This is a genomic window from Pseudomonas phytophila (assembly GCF_025643095.1).
Taxonomy (GTDB): Bacteria; Pseudomonadota; Gammaproteobacteria; order Pseudomonadales; family Pseudomonadaceae; genus Aquipseudomonas; species Aquipseudomonas quasicaspiana.
On sequence record NZ_CP081201.1, the window covers coordinates 1,027,842 to 1,048,927 of the forward strand.

14 protein-coding genes are annotated in these 21,086 nt (G+C 57.4%); 6 read left to right on the plus strand and 8 right to left on the minus strand.

Translation table 11 applies throughout. The features are described from left to right. Nucleotides 1-110: 110 nt before the first annotated feature. Nucleotides 111-1,235, minus strand: a complete 1,125-nt coding sequence (locus tag K3169_RS04370) for a methyltransferase (protein ID WP_231678201.1) — start codon at nt 1,233-1,235, stop codon at nt 111-113. Between the two features lie 118 nt (nt 1,236-1,353). Next, nucleotides 1,354-1,587, minus strand: coding sequence for a LuxR C-terminal-related transcriptional regulator (locus tag K3169_RS04375; protein WP_080238318.1), 234 nt, complete (start codon nt 1,585-1,587; stop codon nt 1,354-1,356). 378 nt (nt 1,588-1,965) lie between these two features. Between K3169_RS04375 and K3169_RS04380 the strand changes: the two genes are divergently transcribed. Further along, on the plus strand, nt 1,966-2,742 hold the full coding sequence (locus K3169_RS04380) for a ferredoxin--NADP reductase (protein ID WP_263270166.1): 777 nt from the start codon (nt 1,966-1,968) through the stop codon (nt 2,740-2,742). Nucleotides 2,743-4,143: 1,401 nt separating this feature from the next. On the opposite strand, the gene mscL is transcribed toward K3169_RS04380, so the two are convergent. Further along, complete coding sequence (gene mscL, locus K3169_RS04385) at nt 4,144-4,590, minus strand: large-conductance mechanosensitive channel protein MscL (protein ID WP_027902285.1); 447 nt, start codon at nt 4,588-4,590, stop codon at nt 4,144-4,146. A 195-nt stretch (nt 4,591-4,785) separates the two neighbouring features. Here mscL and radA point away from each other — a divergent pair, with 195 nt between their 5' ends. Further along, nucleotides 4,786-6,153 (plus strand): DNA repair protein RadA, encoded by a 1,368-nt coding sequence (gene radA, locus K3169_RS04390; protein ID WP_087272641.1) that lies wholly within the window; start codon nt 4,786-4,788, stop codon nt 6,151-6,153. A 125-nt stretch (nt 6,154-6,278) separates the two neighbouring features. Here the strand turns inward: radA and K3169_RS04395 are convergent, their stop codons facing one another. Continuing rightward, entirely contained in the window at nt 6,279-6,647 is a 369-nt protein-coding gene (locus K3169_RS04395; RefSeq protein WP_027902283.1) for a PilZ domain-containing protein, read from the minus strand. Between the two features lie 282 nt (nt 6,648-6,929). Between K3169_RS04395 and K3169_RS04400 the strand changes: the two genes are divergently transcribed. From K3169_RS04400 to yjiA, 3 genes are all read left to right on the plus strand, one after another. Continuing rightward, nucleotides 6,930-9,005: a carbon starvation CstA family protein gene (locus tag K3169_RS04400; protein WP_027902282.1), complete on the plus strand. Its 2,076-nt coding sequence runs from the start codon at nt 6,930-6,932 to the stop codon at nt 9,003-9,005. A gap of 19 nt (nt 9,006-9,024) precedes the next feature. Further along, the gene (locus tag K3169_RS04405) at nt 9,025-9,222 is read left to right on the plus strand and encodes a YbdD/YjiX family protein (RefSeq protein WP_027902281.1); all 198 of its coding nucleotides are present in this window, start codon (nt 9,025-9,027) and stop codon (nt 9,220-9,222) included. Between the two features lie 157 nt (nt 9,223-9,379). Then, the gene (gene yjiA / locus K3169_RS04410) at nt 9,380-10,357 is read left to right on the plus strand and encodes a GTPase (RefSeq protein WP_263270170.1); all 978 of its coding nucleotides are present in this window, start codon (nt 9,380-9,382) and stop codon (nt 10,355-10,357) included. Nucleotides 10,358-10,598: 241 nt separating this feature from the next. Here yjiA and glyA read toward each other — a convergent pair whose 3' ends face one another. Both glyA and K3169_RS04420 read right to left on the minus strand, forming a co-directional pair. Next, complete coding sequence (gene glyA / locus K3169_RS04415) at nt 10,599-11,852, minus strand: serine hydroxymethyltransferase (RefSeq protein ID WP_099271024.1); 1,254 nt, start codon at nt 11,850-11,852, stop codon at nt 10,599-10,601. Between the two features lie 218 nt (nt 11,853-12,070). After that, the gene (locus tag K3169_RS04420; RefSeq protein WP_263270173.1) at nt 12,071-15,922 is read right to left on the minus strand and encodes an EAL domain-containing protein; all 3,852 of its coding nucleotides are present in this window, start codon (nt 15,920-15,922) and stop codon (nt 12,071-12,073) included. Between the two features lie 397 nt (nt 15,923-16,319). Between K3169_RS04420 and ettA the strand changes: the two genes are divergently transcribed. Beyond that, nucleotides 16,320-17,984 carry an energy-dependent translational throttle protein EttA gene (gene ettA, locus K3169_RS04425; RefSeq protein ID WP_027901840.1) on the plus strand — a complete coding sequence of 555 codons (1,665 nt, stop codon included), beginning with the start codon at nt 16,320-16,322 and terminating at the stop codon, nt 17,982-17,984. Nucleotides 17,985-18,157: 173 nt separating this feature from the next. On the opposite strand, the gene K3169_RS04430 is transcribed toward ettA, so the two are convergent. Continuing rightward, nucleotides 18,158-18,655, minus strand: coding sequence for a GreA/GreB family elongation factor (locus tag K3169_RS04430; RefSeq protein ID WP_027901841.1), 498 nt, complete (start codon nt 18,653-18,655; stop codon nt 18,158-18,160). Between the two features lie 482 nt (nt 18,656-19,137). Next, complete coding sequence (locus K3169_RS04435) at nt 19,138-20,991, minus strand: DUF4105 domain-containing protein (RefSeq protein ID WP_263270178.1); 1,854 nt, start codon at nt 20,989-20,991, stop codon at nt 19,138-19,140. Between the last annotated feature and the right edge of the window lie 95 nt (nt 20,992-21,086).

A 21,086-nucleotide genomic window follows, 5' to 3' on the forward strand; every position in this document is an offset into this window, starting at 1 on the left:
CCGATAGCGATCCTGTAGGAGCTGCCGAAGGCTGCGAATTGCGGTGTATCGGACAAAACGCTTTCGCAGCCTTCGGCAGCTCCTACAGGGTCGTCGTTTGGGCGAAGTTGTTACTTACGCGCCTTGAGAATCACAAACTTCGGTGTAGCCGCCACTTGCTCAACACCACGAAACAGGCGCGCCAGTTTGGTGTGATAACCCAGGTGACGATTGCCCACCACGTACAACGCGCCCCCCGGTACCAGGGCGGCACGGGCTTGCTGGAACATGCGCCAGGCCAGAAAGTCACCGACGACTTGTTGTTGGTGAAACGGCGGATTGCACAGCACCACATCAAGGGAGTCTGGCTCTTGCCCTGCCAGGCCGTCATCGGCACGCAAGATCACTTCACGTTCGCCCAATGCCGTACGCCAGTTCTGCTCCGCTGACTGCACCGCCATGTACGACTCATCCACCAGCGTGTAGTGCGCTTGAGGGTTCTCCAAGGCACTGGCAATCGCCAATACACCGTTGCCACAGCCAAGGTCAGCAACCCGTGCGCTGCCCAGATTCTTTGGCAGATGTGGCAGGAACGCGCGAGTGCCGATATCCAGGCCTTCACGGCAGAACACGTTGGCGTGATTCACCAGTTCAATAGCCGGTTCGTCCAGTTTGTAGCGGGTCGGGTAGGGCGACGGAGCGTTCTTTTTGGGTTGCGGCGTCGCGAACAGCAGTCTGGCTTTTTTCACTCCAAGAGAAGCGCTGACCGGACCGACGTATTCTTCCAGCAACTCGCCAGCTGAGCGAGGCAAGTGCTTGATCATCGCGGCAGCGACGACACGAGCGCCGGGAGCCAGTTGGCCTTGCAGGCGAATCAATTGTTCTTCCAGCAGCGCGAGGGTTTTCGGCACACGGATCAACACCCAGTCGAACGGGCCTGGTGCTGTTTCACTGGCGGGCACCAAAGTAACCGCGTCATAGGCCATGCCGTTGCGTACAAGGTTTTTCTGCAAGCCATGGGCCGCGAGCCAGGAGTCGGTGCTGCTGGTGACGGCCGCATGCCGGGCAAGGCTGGCTGCCAGCGCGCCGAAGCTGTCGTTGAGCACCAGCACTTTGCTTTGCAGCGTCAGCCCATGCTCCGCTACATAGTTGAGCAGGTATTCATCGGCAGCGTCGAACGCCTGCAGTGGTTCGTCTTGCTGTTCCGGTTGGCGGATGAGGTCAAGCTGGGCGAGCGGGGTATCAAGCAACGGCATGGGCGGGAAAACTCTGACAATCGACGATTGGTCACCGAGGCCCGTGAAACGGTGGGCTGGTCAAGGCAGGTGATTTTACGTGCTTTTTGTCACGGGGTACCTGTCCTTGCGTCATTAGTTAGAATATTCCGCTGAGTGCCGCCTGGACCACTGCTGCTGTCTTGTTGCAAACGCCCATTTTTTGCACCGCATTCGCGACGTGAAAGTGAACCGTGCGCTCCTTCATGCTCAGAATGATAGCGATGTCCCCCGCGGTTTTTCCTTCAGCCGTCCATTTCAGTATCTCGACTTCTCTGGCCGTCAGTCGCATCACGCCGTAACTGTGCAGCGCTTCTAAAGATCGGGTCCCCATTTTTGCCTCCCTGTCGATCCAGCTCATGTCCGTTGTTCATGTTCCTCAGTGTAGGAAAAATCCCCGCGCTTAAACCTGGTGCAGCGACCGCGCAGACCGGTGGAGTGCTGGCGTTTTATCCCAGGGGCAAGTTAAAGAATGACTGATGGGTTGCAGGGCCGGACGCAGAAGGGTCTGTGTCATTTCACTGGCCAATGTAGCTATACGTTCAAGAGACAAATGATCTAAACAGGTTTGTTTGAACCGGGCTGCTTCGTATTACTTGCGAGCCTCTACATTTTTCAGGATGGGGATGTCACTACAAACCAGCGGTGTTTATCCGCTGCACTTTGCGGGACACTGGGCACCTCCGTTTACGTGCAGGAGTCAGGATCGACCATGACCGCCAGTGAAGAAAAATACACCCGCCAGACGCTGCTCAATGTGACGCCATTGACCCCGAGCCTGTTCACGCTGCGCACTACTCGCGATCCGGGCTTTCGCTTTACGGCGGGGCAATTCGCCCGTCTGGGGGTCGCCAAAGCGGATGGAAGCGTCGTCTGGCGTGCGTATTCAATGGCGTCCTCACCTCATGACGAATTTCTGGAGTTCTTCTCCATTGTCGTGCCGGGTGGCGAGTTCACCAGTGAGCTGAGTCGATTGCGTGAAGGTGACACGCTGTTCATCGAAAAGCTGGCGACGGGTTATCTGACGGTGGACAGATTTACTGACGGCCGTGACCTCTGGCTGTTATCCACAGGCACAGGTGTTGCGCCGTTCCTGTCGATTCTTCAGGATTTCGAGGTGTGGGAAAAATTCGAACGTATCGTTCTGGTGTACAGCGCCCGTGAGGAGAAGGAATTGGCGTATCAGCCGCTGATTGCCGGGCTGACCGAGCGTGAGTACCTCGCTGATTACGCCGACAAGTTTATCTATGTCCCGGTTGTGACACGCGAACAGGTCCCCGGCGCGTTGAACGGCCGGATTACACAGCTGATTGAAAGTGGTGAGCTGGAGGCCGCGGCAGGTTTGCCGTTAACCCCCGAGCACTCGCGGGTCATGATCTGCGGCAACCCGCAAATGATCGAAGACACTCGGGCGTTGCTCAAAGCGCGCGACATGAACCTGAACCTGACGCGTCGGCCGGGTCAGGTAGTTGTTGAGAATTACTGGTAAGAGTCGAAATTTCCAGTGGGAGCGAATTCATTCGCGAAAGCGGTATTCCATACACTGAGTCAGTGCCAGACGCACCGGCCTCTTCGCGAATGAATTCGCTCCCACAGGTGCCTCGTCCCAATCGCAGGATTTGTACTGGTACGTTTGTTGGAAACTACCTTTAAACCCGGAAGCTTTGGATTCGCAGTAGTTTCCGTGGGAGCGAATTCATTCGCGAAAGCGGTATTCCAGACGCTGGATCAGCGGCAGACGCACCGCCCTCTTCGCGAATGAATTCGCTCCCACAGGTGCCTCGTTCCAATCGCAGGATTTGTACTGGTACTTTATTGGAAACTGCCTGTAAACCCGGAAGCTTCGGATTCACAGTAGTTTACGTGGGAGCGAATTCATTCGCGAAAGCGCTATTCGAGACACTGAATCAGTGCCAGACGCACCGGCCTCTTCGCGAATGAATTCGCTCCCACAGGTGTCGCGTTCCAATCGCAGAATTTGTACTGATACTTTGTTGGAAACTGCCTGTAAACCCGGAAGCTTCGGATTCACAGTAGTTTCCGTGGGAGCGAATTCATTCGCGAAAGCGGTATTCCAGACGCTGGATCAGCGCCAGACGCACCGCCCTCTTCGCGAATGAATTCGCTCCCACAGGTGCCTCGTCCCAATCGCAGGATTTGTACTGGTACTTTATTGGAAACTGCCTGTAAACCCGGAAGCTTCGGATTCACAGTAGTTTCCGTGGGAGCGAATTCATTCGCGAAAGCGGTATTCCAGGCACTGGATCAGCGCCAGACACACCGGCCTCTTCGCGAGTGAATTCGCTCCCACAGGTGCCTCGTCCCAATCGCAGGATTTGTACTGGTACTTTGTTGGAAACTACCTGTAAACCCGGAAGTTTCGGATTCACAGCAGTTTCCGTGGGAGCGAATTCATTCGCAAAAGCGGTATTTTAGGCACTGGATCAGCGCCAGACGCACCGGCCTCTTCGCGAGTGAATTCGCTCCCACAGGTGTCGCGTTCCAATCGCAGGATTTGTACTGGTACGTTTGTTGGAAACTACCTTTAAACCCGGAAGCTTTGGATTCGCAGTAGTTTCCGTGGGAGCGAATTCATTCGCGAAAGCGGTATTCCAGACACTGAATCAGTGCCAGACGCACCGGCCTCTTCGCGAATGAATTCGCTCCCACAGGTGCCTCGTCCCAATCGCAGGATTTGTACTGGTACTTTATTGGAAACTGCCTGTAAACCCGGAAGCTTCGGATTCACAGTAGTTTCCGTGGGAGCGAATTCATTCGCGAAAGCGGTATTCCAGACACTGAATCAGTGCCAGACGCACCGGCCTCTTCGCGAATGAATTCGCTCTCAAAGGTGCCCTGAATCCATTCGTAGAGTCCGCAGTCTAATTCCTCAAACCGGATGTTTCGGATCCACGGTAATCGGTGCCGACGGCTGATGCTGTTCCTTCAACAGGTCACGGATTTCACCCAGCAGCAGTTCCTGCTTGGTTGGAGTCGGCGGCAGGGTTGGCGCCTTGGCTTCTTCGCGCTTCAGGCGATTGATCGCTTTCACGCCCATGAAAATTGCGAAGGCGACAATGATGAAGTCGATAATCGTCTGGATGAATTTGCCGTAAGCCAGCACTACCGCAGGGGCCGCGCCTTCTGCAGGTCTGAGGATAACGGCGAGGTCACTGAAGTCCACACCGCCGATCAGCAGCCCGAGAGGCGGCATGATGACATCGCCGACGAACGACGAAACGATCTTGCCGAATGCCGCACCAATGATGATACCGACGGCCATATCGACCACGTTACCTTTGACGGCAAAGGCTTTGAACTCGCTTAGTACGCTCATGGGTCATTCCTTGTAACTGATGAGATTGTCCAGTGCAGTGTAAGTCAGCTGCACGGGTTGCGCTGGGCACCCTGCAATCGACCGGGCTTTTCTGACGAAGTTTTATGAAGTTTCTCAGAAAGGGAGTGCAGCAGGCTTACCGACGCCCTGGTGACAGCTGCGTTATGATTGCCAACTTTTACCGATGGGGTTGTCATGGCCAAGGCCAAACGCTTGTATGGCTGCACTGAGTGTGGCGCGACTTTTCCCAAGTGGGCCGGGCAGTGCAGCGAATGCGGCGCCTGGAACACACTGGTGGAAACCGTACTGGAAAGCGGCAGCGCTGCGCCTCCGAGCGGGCGTTCCGGCTGGACCGGTCAGCAGACCCAGATCCGTACGCTGGCCGAGGTCAGTGTCGAGGAGATCCCGAGGTTCTCCACCAATTCGGCCGAACTGGACCGGGTATTGGGTGGCGGTCTGGTCGATGGCTCCGTGGTGCTGATCGGCGGTGATCCCGGAATCGGCAAGTCCACGATCCTGCTGCAAACCCTGTGCAACATTGCCGAGCGTATGCCAGCGCTGTATGTGACGGGTGAGGAATCCCAGCAGCAGGTCGCGATGCGCGCCCGTCGACTCGGACTGCCGCAGGACAAGCTGCAGGTCATGACCGAAACCTGCATCGAAAACATCATTGCCACCGCCAAGGTCGAAAAGCCCAAGGTCATGGTGATCGACTCGATCCAGACGATTTTCACTGAGCAACTGCAGTCTGCTCCGGGCGGCGTCTCGCAAGTGCGTGAAAGTGCGGCCTTGTTGGTGCGTTATGCCAAACAGAGCGGCACGGCGATCTTCCTGGTAGGCCATGTCACCAAAGAGGGCGCATTGGCGGGCCCGCGAGTGCTTGAGCATATGGTGGACACGGTTCTGTATTTCGAAGGCGAATCCGATGGCCGTTTGCGCTTGCTGCGTGCGGTGAAGAACCGCTTCGGTGCGGTCAACGAGTTGGGCGTATTCGGTATGACGGACAAGGGGCTGAAAGAAGTCTCGAACCCGTCGGCGATTTTTCTGACCCGGGCTCAGGAAGAAGTGCCGGGCAGTGTGGTGATGGCGACCTGGGAAGGTACGCGTCCGATGCTGGTGGAGGTTCAAGCGCTGGTAGATGACAGCCATATGTCCAATCCCCGTCGCGTGACATTGGGCCTGGACCAGAATCGTCTGGCGATGCTACTGGCGGTCTTGCACCGGCATGGCGGCATTCCTACTCACGATCAGGATGTTTTCCTCAACGTAGTGGGCGGCGTCAAAGTTCTGGAAACGGCGTCTGATCTGGCGCTGATGGCGGCGGTCATGTCCAGTTTACGCAATCGTCCATTGCCTCATGATTTGCTGGTGTTCGGTGAAGTAGGGCTGTCCGGCGAGGTGCGTCCGGTGCCGAGTGGTCAGGAGCGTCTCAAGGAAGCCGCCAAGCACGGCTTCAAGCGGGCGATCGTACCGAAAGGCAACGCGCCAAAAGAAGCCCCGCCGGGATTACAGATCATTGCAGTGACACGTCTGGAACAGGCACTGGATGCGTTGTTTGAATAACGTTCGAGAGGCCGTGTAGGAGCGCGCTTGCCCGCGATGAGGCCAGTACATCCGATAAACAGCTGCGCCTGAAATACCGTAATCGCGGGCAAGCGCGCTCCTACAGTTAAAAACCATGCAGATCCTTAAACCTCAATCAGCGCCGCCAACTCACGCTCCAGCTCATCATGATCAGCCAGGTTCAGTTCGATCAGTCGTCGCAGGTGGCTAATTGAGTCGAGCGTAATGTGCTCACAGACGAACCCCAGCTGCCCGTTTTCATCGTGGGCCAGTCTCACGTCCATTTGCACATGCACTTCATTGCTCAATTTGATATCGGCGTTGAATGCCTGTTCGGTATCGGCGTGCCAGGGTTCGGGGCGCTCTATGAGCATGCCTTTGAGGGAGAGGTCTACGAGTTGAACCTGCCAGTTTCGGTCACCCTGGCTCAGTTGGGTTTTCGCATCGAAGGCGATGCGTTTAAAGCGTCGGCGGTCATCGTTGGAGTCGGTCATCGAATCACTTCTCTTGGAATCGTGTGACGTGCTGTCAGCGGTTAAACGCCTGTCGAGGCGTCGCCTGTAACGACGATAGTCCTGATCCTGCTTTCCCGATAGCTTTCATACCCGGATTTACACTTCGTCCGCCTTTCGAGCCGCGTCTTGTGATCAGGTTCAATGGCGTTTTTTAAGTGAATCGTTTCTTTTACGCTCTAGACCTTGGTTGGGGTGGCCTTTCGCGACGGCGCAGCTAAACTCGCGTAGCTGGTCTTTCAGTCATCTGCTGGAATATAAAAAATGAAAAATAATAATAGCCTCATGCGCCATGTGCCCTGGCTAATCGTTGCAATTATCGGAGCATGTGCTCTGGGGGTCGTGGCCTTGCGCCGCGGGGAAGCAATCAACGCCTTGTGGATCGTGGTCGCTGCGGTCGCCATCTACCTGGTTGCCTATCGTTATTACAGTCTGTTCATTGCCCGGCACGTCATGCAACTCGACCCGCTGCGGGCAACTCCAGCCGTGGTCAACAATGATGGTCTGGACTATGTGCCAACCAACAAACACATTCTTTTCGGTCACCACTTCGCTGCGATTGCTGGCGCCGGACCTCTGGTCGGGCCGGTGCTCGCCGCACAAATGGGCTACCTGCCCGGCACGCTCTGGCTGATCGCCGGTGTAGTGTTGGCCGGTGCGGTGCAGGATTTCATGATCCTGTTCCTGTCCACACGCCGTAACGGTCGCTCGCTGGGCGACATGGTGCGTGAAGAAATGGGCCGCATCCCCGGCACTATCGCGCTGTTCGGCTGCTTCCTGATCATGATCATCATCCTTGCGGTGCTGGCGCTCATTGTGGTCAAGGCCCTGGCTGAAAGCCCGTGGGGCATGTTCACCGTGCTGGCGACCATCCCGACGGCGATGTTCATGGGCATTTACATGCGCTACATCCGCCCGGGTCGCATCGGCGAAATCTCGGTGATCGGTGTGGTGCTGTTGCTGCTCTCGATCTGGGTCGGCGGCATGGTTGCTGCCAGTCCTGAATGGGCGCCGATGTTCACCTTCACCGGTGTGCAGATTACCTGGATGCTGGTGGGCTACGGTTTTGTCGCGGCCATGCTGCCGGTCTGGCTGCTGCTGGCACCGCGTGACTACCTGTCGACCTTCCTGAAAATCGGCACCATCGTTGCCTTGGCCATCGGCATTCTGATTCTCGCACCTGAGCTGAAAATGCCTGCGCTGACCCAGTTCACCGATGGTACTGGTCCAGTCTGGAAAGGGACGCTGTTCCCGTTCCTGTTCATCACCATTGCGTGCGGTGCGGTATCGGGCTTCCACGCGCTGATCTCTTCCGGCACTACGCCTAAGCTGCTGGATAACGAAACCAACGCCCGTTATATCGGCTACGGCGGCATGCTCATGGAGTCCTTCGTGGCGATCATGGCGATGGTTGCGGCTTCGGTCATCGAGCCTGGCATCTACTTTGCCATGAACAGCCCGGCGGCAATTGTGGGCGGTGATGTGGTGACTGTGGCCCAGACGGTCAGCAGTTGGGGCTTTGCGATTACGCCTGAGCAACTGACAGCAGTGGCGAAGGACATTGGCGAGAACACAGTCCTGGCCAGAGCCGGTGGTGCACCGACCCTCGCGGTGGGCATTGCGCAGATTCTGCACCAGGCCTTGCCAGGTGCCAGCACCATGGCGTTCTGGTACCACTTCGCAATTCTGTTCGAAGCCCTTTTCATTCTGACGGCGGTTGACGCTGGTACACGTGCCGGTCGCTTCATGCTGCAAGACCTGTTGGGCAGCTTCGTTCCTGCCCTGAAACGCACCGAGTCCTGGACGGCCAACGCCATCGGCACCGGTGGTTGCGTGGCGCTGTGGGGGTACTTGCTGTATCAGGGAGTTATCGATCCACTGGGCGGCATCAACACCTTGTGGCCTCTGTTCGGTATCTCTAACCAGATGCTGGCAGGTATCGCGCTGATGTTGGCAACCGTTGTCCTGATCAAAATGAAGCGCCAACGTTACATCTGGGTCACCATGCTGCCAGCGACCTGGCTGCTGATCTGCACCGTAACAGCTGGCTTCATCAAGCTGTTCGATAGCAACCCTGCAGTGGGTTTCCTGGCCTTGGCCAAGAAATACAGCACTGCGGCTGATGCGGGTCAGATTCTGGCTCCAGCCAAGACCATGGATCAGATGCAGCACGTGATCTTCAACGCTTACACCAACGCGACACTGACGATTCTGTTCCTGTTCGTGGTGTTCAGCATCCTGTTCTACGCGCTGAAAGTCGGCGTCGCGGCATGGGGCAACAAAGAGCGTACGGACAAGGAAGCGCCTTTCCAGGCGTTGACGACTCCGACCAACGTTTGAAAGACAAGAGGATCTGCCCATGTTCAACGACCTGAGTCGCCTCGGGAAATACCTCGGTCAGGCAGCGCGCCTGATGGTGGGCATGCCTGACTATGACAATTACGTCGCGCATATGCAGGTCAAACACCCTGATAAGCCGATGATGGACTACGAAACGTTCTTCCGGGAACGCCAGGAAGCCCGTTACGGCGGCAAGGGTGGGCCGAAGTGCTGTTGATCAGCAGGCGCGGTTAGTCATTTGTTGAATCCTGTGGGAGCGAGGCTTGTCCGCGATAAGGTTGAACGCGATCTAAAGTGAATCGCATCCAGCCTTATCGCGGGCAAGCACCGCTCCCACAGTTGTTTTGTGTTGTTTGGTAAATACAGGAGCACCCATGACCACCCTGCAACCTATTCCCGTCACTGTCCTCAGCGGCTTTCTCGGCGCGGGCAAGACGACGTTGCTGCGTCATTTGCTCAAGACCGAGCACGGCCTGAAGATCGCTGTGATCGAAAACGAATTCAGTGATGCCGGAATCGACACTCAGTTGCTGGGCGCCGAGCCCGTGCAAGTCATGACCCTGTCCAACGGCTGCGTCTGCTGCACCATCCACACCGACCTGACCAAGGCCTTGTTCTTGCTGCTGGAGCGTCTGGACAGCGGCGAAATCGCCTTCGACCGTCTGGTGATCGAATGCACCGGCCTGGCTGATCCTGCGCCTGTCGCACAGACCTTCTTCATCGACGAAGAGCTGCGCGAGCGCTACATCCTCGATGGCATTATCACGCTGGTGGACGCGGCCAACGCCGACACGCATCTGGCGCAGACCATCGCTCAGGCACAGATTGGTTTCGCCGACCGTCTGCTGGTGAGCAAACGTGATCTGGTCGACGACGCTGCTTTCGACGCCCTCAGCGATCGTTTAACCCGCATTAACCGCCGCGCACCGATCCGTGTCGTGGAGCACGGCCAGATTGATCTGGCAGAGTTGCTGGATGTCCGGGGGTTCAACCTCAATGCCGACCTGGGCGGTGGCATGAGCTTGCGGCCCGTTGCGCCTGCTGGCCATTCACTGGACCGGATCAGCAGCCTGGTGCTGCGCAGTGACGCGCCACTGGATATCGACAGGCTCAGCGAGTTCATGAACGAACTGCTCGAAGAGCACGGCTCGCAGTTGTTGCGCTACAAAGGCGTGCTGAACATAGCGGGCGAGCCCAGGCGTATGGTGTTTCAGGGCGTACTGAAGCTCTATGGCTTCGACTGGGATACCGAATGGGAGGAGGGCGAAAAGCGCGAAAGCGTGATCGTTTTTATCGCTGATGAACTGCCAGAAGAAAAGATCCGGGCGGGGTTTGCCAAGGTTTCCGAGTAGATATTTGTAGGAGATCGCCGTTTGTCCCTGACACCATGCTGTCGCCAGGCAAACTGTGACCTGTAGGAGCGCGCTTGCCCGCGATCGCGTCAGCACAGGCGATATATTCATCGAGTGACAGATCGAATCGCGGGCAAGCGCGCTCCTACAGGTTCTGCGTTTCAGATCATATACGGCGTCCACGAAAAAGCCCCGGCTCTCGCGAACCGGGGCTTTTTGTTACTGCTGCAAACGGGGCTGATTAAGCGCCGTATACCGGCAGTCTGGCGCAGATGGCTTTTACTTTTTCACGGACTGCGTCGATCACGGCTTCGTTGTTCAGGTCAGCCAGGATGTCGCAGATCCAGGTTGCCAGCTCTTTGCACTCTGCTTCCTTGAAGCCACGAGTGGTGACTGCCGGTGTGCCGAAGCGCAGGCCGGAAGTGACGAACGGGGAACGTGGGTCGTTAGGTACGGAGTTTTTGTTTACGGTGATGAACGCGCGGCCCAAAGCGGCGTCTGCGTCTTTACCGGAGATGTCCTGCTTGATCAGCGAGAGCAGGAACAGGTGGTTTTCAGTACCGCCGGAAACCACGTCGAAACCGCGCTCGATGAATACACCGGCCATGGCCTTGGCGTTTTTCACGACTTGTTGCTGATAAGCCTTGAACTCAGGCTGCAGCGCTTCCTTGAAGCATACGGCCTTGGCGGCAATCACGTGCTCCAGTGGGCCGCCTTGGGCACCTGGGAAAACTGCAGAGTTCAGCTTCTTCTCGATGTCGGCGTTGGCGCGAGCCAGGATCAGGCCGCCACGTGGACCGCGCAGGGTCTTGTGCGTGGTGGTGGTCACGACGTCAGCGAAAGGCACCGGGTTCGGGTAAACGCCAGCAGCAACCAGACCGGCTACGTGGGCCATGTCGACGAACAGGTAAGCGCCAACCTTGTCAGCGATTGCGCGGAAGCGCGGGAAGTCGAGAATCTGCGAGTAGGCAGAGAAACCGGCCACGATCATTTTTGGCTTGTGCTCAACAGCCAGGCGCTCGACTTCGTCGTAGTCGATCATGCCATTGGCGTCGATGCCGTACTGAACGGCGTTGTACAGCTTGCCCGACGAGCTGACGCTGGCGCCGTGGGTCAGGTGACCGCCGTGGGCCAGGCTCATGCCCAGAATGGTGTCGCCGCCTTGCAGCAGAGCCAGATAAACGGCGCTGTTGGCTTGCGAACCAGCGTGTGGCTGAACGTTGGCGTAATCGGCGCCGAACAGTTCTTTGGCGCGGTCGATGGCCAGTTGCTCAACCACGTCGACGTATTCGCAGCCGCCGTAGTAACGCTTGCCCGGGTAGCCTTCAGCGTATTTGTTGGTCAGGACCGAACCCTGAGCTTCCATCACCGCTGGGCTGGTGTAGTTTTCCGAAGCGATCAGCTCGATGTGCTCTTCCTGGCGCAGGGCTTCTTGCTCCATCGCGGCGAAGAGATCGGAGTCGTACTTGGCGAGAGTCAAATCACGGCTGAACATGGCGGTCCTCAGGGATCGGGGGCAGAAAAGGGGGGCATTCTAACCCAAGCGCTTTCTGGAGTGATATGAAACGCAGTCATGTTGTCTAGAAGCAGCTTCAAGTTACAAGTTGCAAGCTTCAAGCAAAAGCCGTTCTGCCCTTGCCCTTGCCCTTGCCCTTGCCCTTGCTTGTAGCTTGTAGCTTGTAGCTTGTAGCTTGTAGCTTGTAGCTGTCCCTCTCAATCAAACATGAACAGCGCATCATTGCTGTACTGCGCCTCGAACATGCTGGCTGGCATCGGGCGGCCGAAGAGGTAGCCTTGCACTTCATCACAACCGTGCTCGCGCAGAAACTCGAGCTGCTCGTGGGTTTCGACGCCCTCGGCGATGACCGCCAGGTTCAGACTGTGGGCCATGGCGATGATGGCGCGGGCGATCTGTGCGTCCTGCTCGCCCGAAGGCAGACCGTCGACGAAGGTCCGGTCGATCTTGAGGATGTCGATGGGGAACTGTTTGAGGTAGTTCAGCGACGAATAGCCGGTGCCGAAGTCATCTACCGCAATGCTCAGGCCCAGGCGCTTGAGGCCGTCGAGAATCTGCATCGCCACGCCGACTTCGCGCATCAGAATACTTTCGGTCAACTCCAGTTCAAGGCAGGCAGGGGACAGCCCGGTTTCCTGGAGAATATTGGCGATCCGGTTACCCAACTGGCCGTCAGCGAATTGCCGGGCGGAAATGTTGACCGAGACCTTGGGCACGCGCACCTTGGCCCGGTGCCAGGCTTTGAGCTGTTTGCAGGCCTCGGTGAGCACCCAGTCGCCCACTTCCACCACCAGCCCGAGCTCCTCCAGCACGGGAATGAACTCGTTTGGCGAGACCAGTCCGCGACGTGGATGACGCCAGCGCAACAAGGCTTCGGCACCCGTGAGGCGTTTGCCGTCGCCGCTGAACTGTGGCTGGTAAAACAGGGTGAATTCCTGCTGCTCCAGTGCATGGCGCAAGTCGCTTTCCAGCTCCAGGCGTTCCAGCGCCGAAGCGTTCATGTCGGCCTGATAGAACTGGAAGTTGTTTTTGCCGTTTTCCTTCGCGTGATACATCGCGGTGTCGGCGTTCTTCATCAACTGACTCAGTTCGTTACCGTCCTGAGGGCTTAGGGCGATGCCGATACTGGCGGTCACGAAGAACTCCCGCCCTTCAAGGACGAACGGTGTGACCAGGCTGGTCAGGATCTGCTCGGCAACGTGAATGGCGCGGTTCAGGGCGAGCTCCCGAGTCGGACTCGGTTGCAGCAGCAAGGTGAACTCGTCGCCGCCCATGCGGGCAACTGTGTCGTCATCGGCAACGCACGCCAGCAGGCGCGTGGCCATTTCCTTGAGCATGCGGTCACCGGCCGCGTGCCCCAGGGAGTCGTTGATCGGCTTGAAGCGGTCAAGGTCGAGGAACATCAACACGACCCAGGCGTTCTGCCGCTCGGCATGCTGCAGCGCTGAGTGCAGGCGATCCTGGAACAGCGAGCGGTTTGGCAAGTGGGTCAGGGCGTCGTAGTAAGCCAGGCGATGAATGCGTTGCTCGCTGGCCTTACGCTCACTGATATCGGTGAAGAAGCAAACGTAACTGGCCAGATCGCCTTCGTCATCCAGTACTGCCGTGATGCCGACCCATGCCGGGTAGTGTTCGTCGTTGCGACGTTTGAGCCACACTTCGCCTTCCCAACTGCTGTGCTGACTCAGCTGTTTGACGATGTAGCGCAAGTGCGCTTCCTGCTGGTTATCGACGGTCAGCAGAGTCGGTAGCTGGTCGAGCACCTGTGCTGCGGTGTAACCGCTGACCCGGCTGAACGCCTCGTTGGTTTGCACGATGTAGCCAGCCGGATCGGTAATCAGGATGGCTGAAGTCGAGTGTTCGAATACGGTAGCGGCCATGCGCAGGTCCTTTTCAGCCCGACGCTGCTGGCTGATATCACGTCCCACGCCAAGGATGCCTTCGAACGTACCCTGATCGTCCCAGACCAGTACCAGGCGCAGCTCGATAGGGATTTTCCGCCCATCGGCGCGCAGGCAGTCGAACAGGAATAACTGAGTCGGGATCTCTTGGCGCAAGGTCGCCAGTGCTTCCGGCTTTTTCAGTACTTTGCGGATGCGATCCATCAGCGCGTACACGCCTGTCAGTTGCTGCGGGTTGGCGACGGTAGATTTCCAGCCGTGCTTGAGAATCCATTCGGCACTGTAGCCGAGCACGCCCTGCACTGAAGGGCTGACGTAATTGGGCGTGAGTTTGCTGTTGGTGGAGAAAATCACGTCGCTGATGCTTTCGGCCAGCATGCGGTAGCGCTGTTCGCTGTCACGCAGGGACTCACTGGCTTCCAGCTGTTCGGTGATGTCCTTGGCGACGCCGATGATGCGCGTGACCTGATCATCGATATCCCGGGAAAGCGCCTGCTCGCGGATATCGAAACGCCGCCATTTGTTGTCACGGCCACGGAAGCGCAACTGGCATTGCAGAAGTTCGCTGTGACCGCGGTGACGCTGGCGCAGGCGCATGTCCTGATATCGCTCGGCGTCATCGGGGTGCAGCAGCATCTCCCAGAAAAACTCGCCCATGCGCAGCAGTTCCGTCCTGCTGTAACCGAGTGTCTGGCCAAGATTGTGGTTGCTGTAGATCATCCGCTGGCTGAGCACATCCTGCACATACAGATGGTCCGGTACGGTGCGCACCACATTCGACCAGAACCCTTCGCGCTCCTGCTGCGACAGCTCGACCCGCTTGCGGCTGGTGATGTCGCCAATACTCAGGATGACGGAATTAAAGTCCTCGCGGTCTTCAGGCAGGCGCACCACCAGCCACAGGTATTGATCTTCACCGCGATCCCGAGTCAGGCGGATTTCGATTTCCAGCTGGTTTTTTCGGGTCAGCACCGCGTGGATCAGTTGCTCGCCAATCCCTTGATGGCTTCGCTGCCCGCCTTCTATAACGTGCTGCCATGCCTGATCGTTGGATTTGACGTTGAGCAGGCTCAATGCGACCTGATTGACTTCGGTAATACGCAATTTGCGCAGCAGCGCCTTGAGTTGCCCGGGCTGGGCCTTGAGCAGTTCATTCAGTCCCTGGCTGTTATCGATTTGCAGTGTTTCGAGATAGCCGGGCAGGTCTGACATATCCAGCACGCAGATGGCGACGCCAGCACCTTCGAAAATATCCTGATAGCGGCGTCTGCTCTCATGGAGCTGACGTTGACGTCGACGCAGGCTCAACAGCGCGAATAACGGCAGGATTGAACAAAGCAGGCCAATCACGCATTTGCCGATCAACGGCCCGAGCAGTTGTTCACGCGCCTTGCTGACGTCGAACTGGCCGCGTAGCTGCCAATTACTATTGGTCAGAGGTTGAAGCAGCACGCTCTCGATCTCGCCAATGCTGCTCACCAGCGGTTCATGCTCGATGGTTTTGTCGCGAAATAACAGGCGATCAGTGGAGCGGTTCTCCAGGCGCCAGAGCGGCTGGAAACCCTGGCGCGTCTGACGCGTCAGGGACTTGAGGACGTCCGGGCTCAAACGCAGTGCCCAATAGCTTTGGTTGCTTTTACCGGGATGCTGGATCAGCAGGTAGATCTGCGAGCCGTCTTCACTGTTGTCGTAATAAAAAGGCCGGCCCATGGCTTGTTGGACCGTCTGCTTGAGAAACAAGGCGTCGGTGGAAGCATCCAGGCTGTCTGTTGTGACCTTGCCGCTCGCGTCCAGCCACGCAATGCTGCGCAAAGAGGGCAGCGAATGACGCAAGTCGTCCAACAGCTTTATTTTCTGCTCCGGGCTTTGAGGCTCCTGTGGGCTGCTGCGGCTCAGCAAATTGAGCGCCACTTGAGCACTCAGCTCCATGTTCAGGCTCAAGCGGTCCGCCAGCTGCACGCTGTAGTCGAGACTGCGATGGCGTTGGCGATCCTGGTTCTGTTGGTACTGATCAATCAACTGCCAAAGAATCAGTGCAAGCATCATCAACACCAGCGCTGCCAGCATGCCTTTCAATGACCCGCGCAAAGGCACCGCTGCTGCGCTCCTGGTGGCGCTCGATTGAGACGGGGGAGTTGATGTTGGCAACATTGATCCTGACTACTGAACTGAACAGGCTGTTTGAAAACGATAGCATCGGGCTGCGCTGCCGCGAATGCGGGCGAACTATATGCCGACGCCCAAAGGGCGGCTAGCATGCCTTGAGTTGTGGCTAAGTGCCAGCCCTGCTGGCTCAGATGGTTTGCCCTCAAGCCCGCATTCGGGTAGCTTTGCCCAACGCGCAGCCTCTGCCGACTTCTGCATGAGTGACTCCACTGCTTGCAAACTTTGATCTGGTTTCACGGCCCTCACATCCTGCGATGTAGATAATTCAAGGCGTGGAACCGTCCAACGGCAAGTGCCGTCGACAAATAAAACGTTTTTTTGCGTCGTAGCGCCAAGCTCGCGTCCCTATTCAACAGTCATAAACCCAGGTTTTCATCCCATGGCCCAATACGTCTTCACCATGCATCGGCTGAGCAAAGTTGTGCCGCCGAAGCGGGAAATTCTCAAAAATATATCCCTGTCGTTTTTCCCGGGCGCCAAGATCGGCGTGCTCGGTCTGAACGGTTCGGGTAAGTCCACTCTTCTGAAAATCATGGCGGGTGTCGACACCGAGTTCGACGGTGAAGCACGTCCGATGCCTGAACTGAACATCGGTTATCTGCCTCAAGAGCCGCAGCTTGATCCGACCAAGACTGTGCGTGAAGTGGTTGAGGAAGCGGTCAGTGTGATCAAGAACGCTCAGGCGCGTCTTGATGAAGTGTATGCAGAATATGCTGACCCTGATGCTGACTTCGACAAGCTGGCTGCCGAGCAGGCGAAGCTGGAAGCCATCCTCCAGGCCTCCGATGGCCACAATCTGGACCGCCAACTGGAAGTCGCCGCCGATGCGCTTCGTTTGCCAGCGTGGGATGCGAAGGTTGAAGTGCTTTCCGGTGGTGAAAAACGTCGTGTAGCCCTCTGCCGCCTGCTGCTGTCCGCGCCGGACATGCTGCTCCTCGACGAGCCGACCAACCACCTGGATGCCGATTCGGTAGCCTGGCTTGAACACTTCCTGCACGACTTCCCGGGCACCGTGGTTGCGATCACGCACGACCGTTACTTCCTGGATAACGTCGCGGGCTGGATCCTGGAACTCGACCGCGGCGCTGGCATTCCTTACGAGGGCAACTATTCGGGCTGGCTGGAAGCCAAATCCGATCGTCTTGCCCAGGAGTCCAAGCAGCAGTCGGCCCATGAAAAGGCTATGAAAGAAGAGCTGGAATGGGTTCGCAAAGGTGCCAAGGCACGTCAGTCCAAGTCCAAGGCTCGTCTGCAACGCTTTGAAGAAATGCAATCGCAGGAATTCCAGAAGCGCAGTGAAACCAACGAGATCTATATCCCGGCCGGTCCACGCCTGGGTGACAAGGTCATCGAATTCAAGAACGTCAGCAAGGGTTACGGCGATCGCGTGCTGATCGACAACCTGTCGTTTGCCATGCCTAAAGGCGCAATCGTGGGCGTCATCGGTGGTAACGGTGCCGGTAAATCGACCCTGTTCCGCATGTTGATGGGCAAGGAAACGCCGGACTCTGGCAGCATCGAGATCGGTGAAACCGTGCAACTGGCTTGCGTTGATCAGAGCCGTGACGACCTGGATGGCAGCAAGACTGTGTTCCAGCAGATCTCCGACGGTTCCGACCAGATCCGTATTGGCAACTACGAAATCCCGTCACGCACTTATGTCGGCCGCTTCAACTTCAAGGGCGGTGATCAGCAGAAGTTCGTCAAGGACCTCTCCGGTGGTGAGCGTGGTCGCTTGCACCTGGCGTTGACCTTGAAGGAAGGCGGCAACGTCTTGCTGCTCGACGAACCGTCCAACGACCTCGACGTGGAAACCCTGCGTTCGCTTGAAGAAGCACTGCTGGACTTCCCTGGCGCCGCCATTGTGATCTCTCACGATCGGTGGTTCCTGGACCGGGTTGCGACCCACATCCTGGCTTACGAAGATGATTCGCAAGCAGTGTTCTTCGAAGGCAACTACACCGAGTACGAAGCCGACCGCAAGAAGCGCCTGGGCGACGCTGCGGCCCAGCCGCATCGGGTACGCCACAAGAAACTGGCCTGATATTCAGGTGGTATCAAAAAACGGAGCCTACGGGCTCCGTTTTTTTTGGCAGCAATGTTCGCCTATCAAGATGTAGAGCGTCCGGTAGCGGCGAACTTGTTCGCGAGACAGACGACGGGGCGTGTCAGGTACATCGCCTCGCGAACAAGTTCGCTCCTGCCGGGCGGCGTACCTTATGCATCCGGTTCAATCAGAATAATCTCGATATCCTGATCTCCGGCGGGGCGCTTCCAGAGCACTTCATCACCCAGCTGCCCGCCAATCAAGGCACGGCCCAGCGGCGAGGCCCAGTTGATGAGTCCGGCTGTTGCATCAGCCTGATCCTCGCCCACCAGTTGCACGCGGTGTTCAGTGCCGTGCTCGTCCGCGTATGTCACCCAACTGCCGATTTGAACCTTCTCGGTCGAAATCGCGGGAGTCACTACTTGCGCACTTAGCAGGCGCTGATTGAAATAACGCAGGTCACGTTCGAGGTCAGCCAGATGCTGTTTGTCGTTGTCTTGATCCAGTGCCGCGATCTCGCTGTGATGGGCCTGGAGTTCGGCGACGCGGCGCTGCAAATGCTCCAGACCGCTCGCGGTGACGTAATTGGGTTGCTCGCTGATCAGGCGCTCGACCGGCTGGTCGGCATCCGCAGCGGCGTTGTCTTCGTTGACGAAGGCGCGGCTCATGGTTTTTCTCCTCTAATGGAAGTTGGGCCATGGCAGGGTGAGTTTAGTTTCGTCGAATTAGCTGTATGTCCACCAGCGTTGTGCCCTGTTCAGGACCTGTTCAGACTGTGTGAAAACTACTGCAGGCTGGGCACCTTCGGTGTTGCGCGCACAATACCGCGTTAAAAACAGCCGAAAAATGCTCATTTAGACACTAGAGTCGGACGCGACCCCGGCCGTTTTTCGGCTGTTTTGATTCGCTTTGCTCACCCTCGGGGCCAGCCTGCGGCTGTTACTCGCTCCGCTCGTTGCGCCTTGTCTTGCCGTCGCTCGCTACGTTCTCACACAGTCTGTGTGGGAGCGAATTCATTCGCGAAGGCGGTGGGGCGGGTTCGGTGTCAATTCAGGTATTGATACGGTGCCGCATCCGCCATATTCGCGAATGAATTCGCTCCCACAATGATCGGTGTTCAGCTGTTCCAGCGTGGATATCCCAGTACCCGTTAATAGTGATACCACTTCACCTCAAGCATCACTTCGTTCTGCGGTGAGCTCAGTTGGCTGAACTCGCGCTGTGCGCTCAGGCGCAGGCCTATATTGCGTGACAGCTCCCACTGCTGGTTGAGGCTGATGCTGCGGCGGACTTCGCCGTTGGTGAAATAGTCGCCCTTGGTTTCAAGGCTCAGGTTACCCAACGGATTACGCCACAACACGCCGGTGTTGAAGCCTGCAGCGGGTGAGATGAACTCGGCGAAATCGTTGTTGTGCTCGACACGAACGGTGCCCAGCGCGAAACCCAGCACGTCTTCGCCCAACTGCCATGTCCCGCCTGCGCCGCCGTTCACATGGGAAACCAGCGTTTCATCGCCGTGTTTACCGAGTACTCGCTCCAGACCGCCAGTCACTTGCCACGACCAGGGTTGCAGCAGCGCATTGCGCGGCGTCAGCGAACGAATCGTCGCCAGATCCAGTTGCTGCAGTTGCCAGTGATTGCCTTCGTACTGACGCAGCTTGAGTTGCAGGATTTCGATCTGCGCCCCCAGCGGGAAACCGTAGGCGTTATCGTTGAGATCGTGATAGGCCATGCGCAAGCCGTACTCTGCAAAGGCCTTGTCATCACGGGTACCGACGCCGGCTTGCCAGGTACGGGACTCGTGACCGTCTTCGGGTAAACCGGGACGCTTGATGTCCAGCGCGGGCGGCGGGTTCTGATTGATTGCCCGCAGTAGCTCGAAGCTGCGCTGAGCGCGCCCGGCATCACGTTCCTGACCGTTGGCGCGGTAGCGTTCCAGGCGATACGCGGCATCCTGAATCAAAGCGCGACGCTCTTTGGGTTGAGCGAGGTATTCTGGATTTTGCAGTTGCTTCTGATCGGCACTGACGTCCAGTACCCATTGCTGCTCGGAGCTGTTCAGCGGTTTTGCACGCTCCAGCAGTTCGCGTTCCCGGGAAGGACGGTAGTCGATCTTGTCCACAAGGCCAGCGGCTTTGACGGCCTTGACGGTATCGGTCGGGATAGCGGTCAGCGGGAATTGCTCGGTGAGCTTCAAGCCGGGGCGAGCAACCTGCAGCAGTTCCAGTAGGCGATAAGAGCAGTTTTCATCGAAGAAGTAGTAACCGAAGCGGATCTGCTTGAGCTCCCACACGTGTTCAACCATGCGCCCGGTTTCTTCCGGGGTCAGGTTGAGGTGGTATTCCCACAAGTCGCGGTTTTCCAGGCTGCGATATTCCGACAGTTTTTCCTGGTATGGCACCAGCGCGAACAGGCCGGGGTAGCCGCCAGCCAAGCCCTTCCAGGCGTACAGGATGCTGTTGTCCATGCCTTCGATGTAAGCACCGAAGTTGATTGCATAGCTGAGCAGCGCGGTGTTGTTGGTTTTGACATCAGCCTGATCGATGCGCAGCAGCGTGTGGCCGAACATGGATGACGGGCTGTTCAGGTAGGCAGCGGGGAAGATCATTACTGCGCTGTCGGGTGCAACGTCCTTGAACCATTGAGTGAACTCTTTGCACTCTACGGTTGGCAGGTCTTTTAGCTGTAACTGATCTTTCAGCCAGCGAGTACGTGCCGGATAAACACACTGTGCATGCTTCTCGCCAGCGCTTGCCGGGGCGTAGAGGGCATCAACGGTAGCGCTCAGCTCCGCCTTCGGGTCGTGTTCACCGTTGGCCGAGAGAAAGAATTTTGGGTCGTCAACATAGCTGCGCCAGCCACCCAGCTTGGCGGTCTCGTAATGCCCTAATGAAATCCAGAATGGCTCATTGGCCAGTTGCTGCAAACGTTCATCGCTCGCGTGTTGCGCGGCGGACAGCGGGGTGCAGACGCAGAGCGCCAGATACACAAGGCGTTTGAGCATGGAAAGCAACTATTCAAGAGATCGTCGGGAGATCGGGAAGTCAGCAGTCTAGCGCGTGAACGCAACAAAAAGCCCGCCCTCCGAGTGGGAGGGCG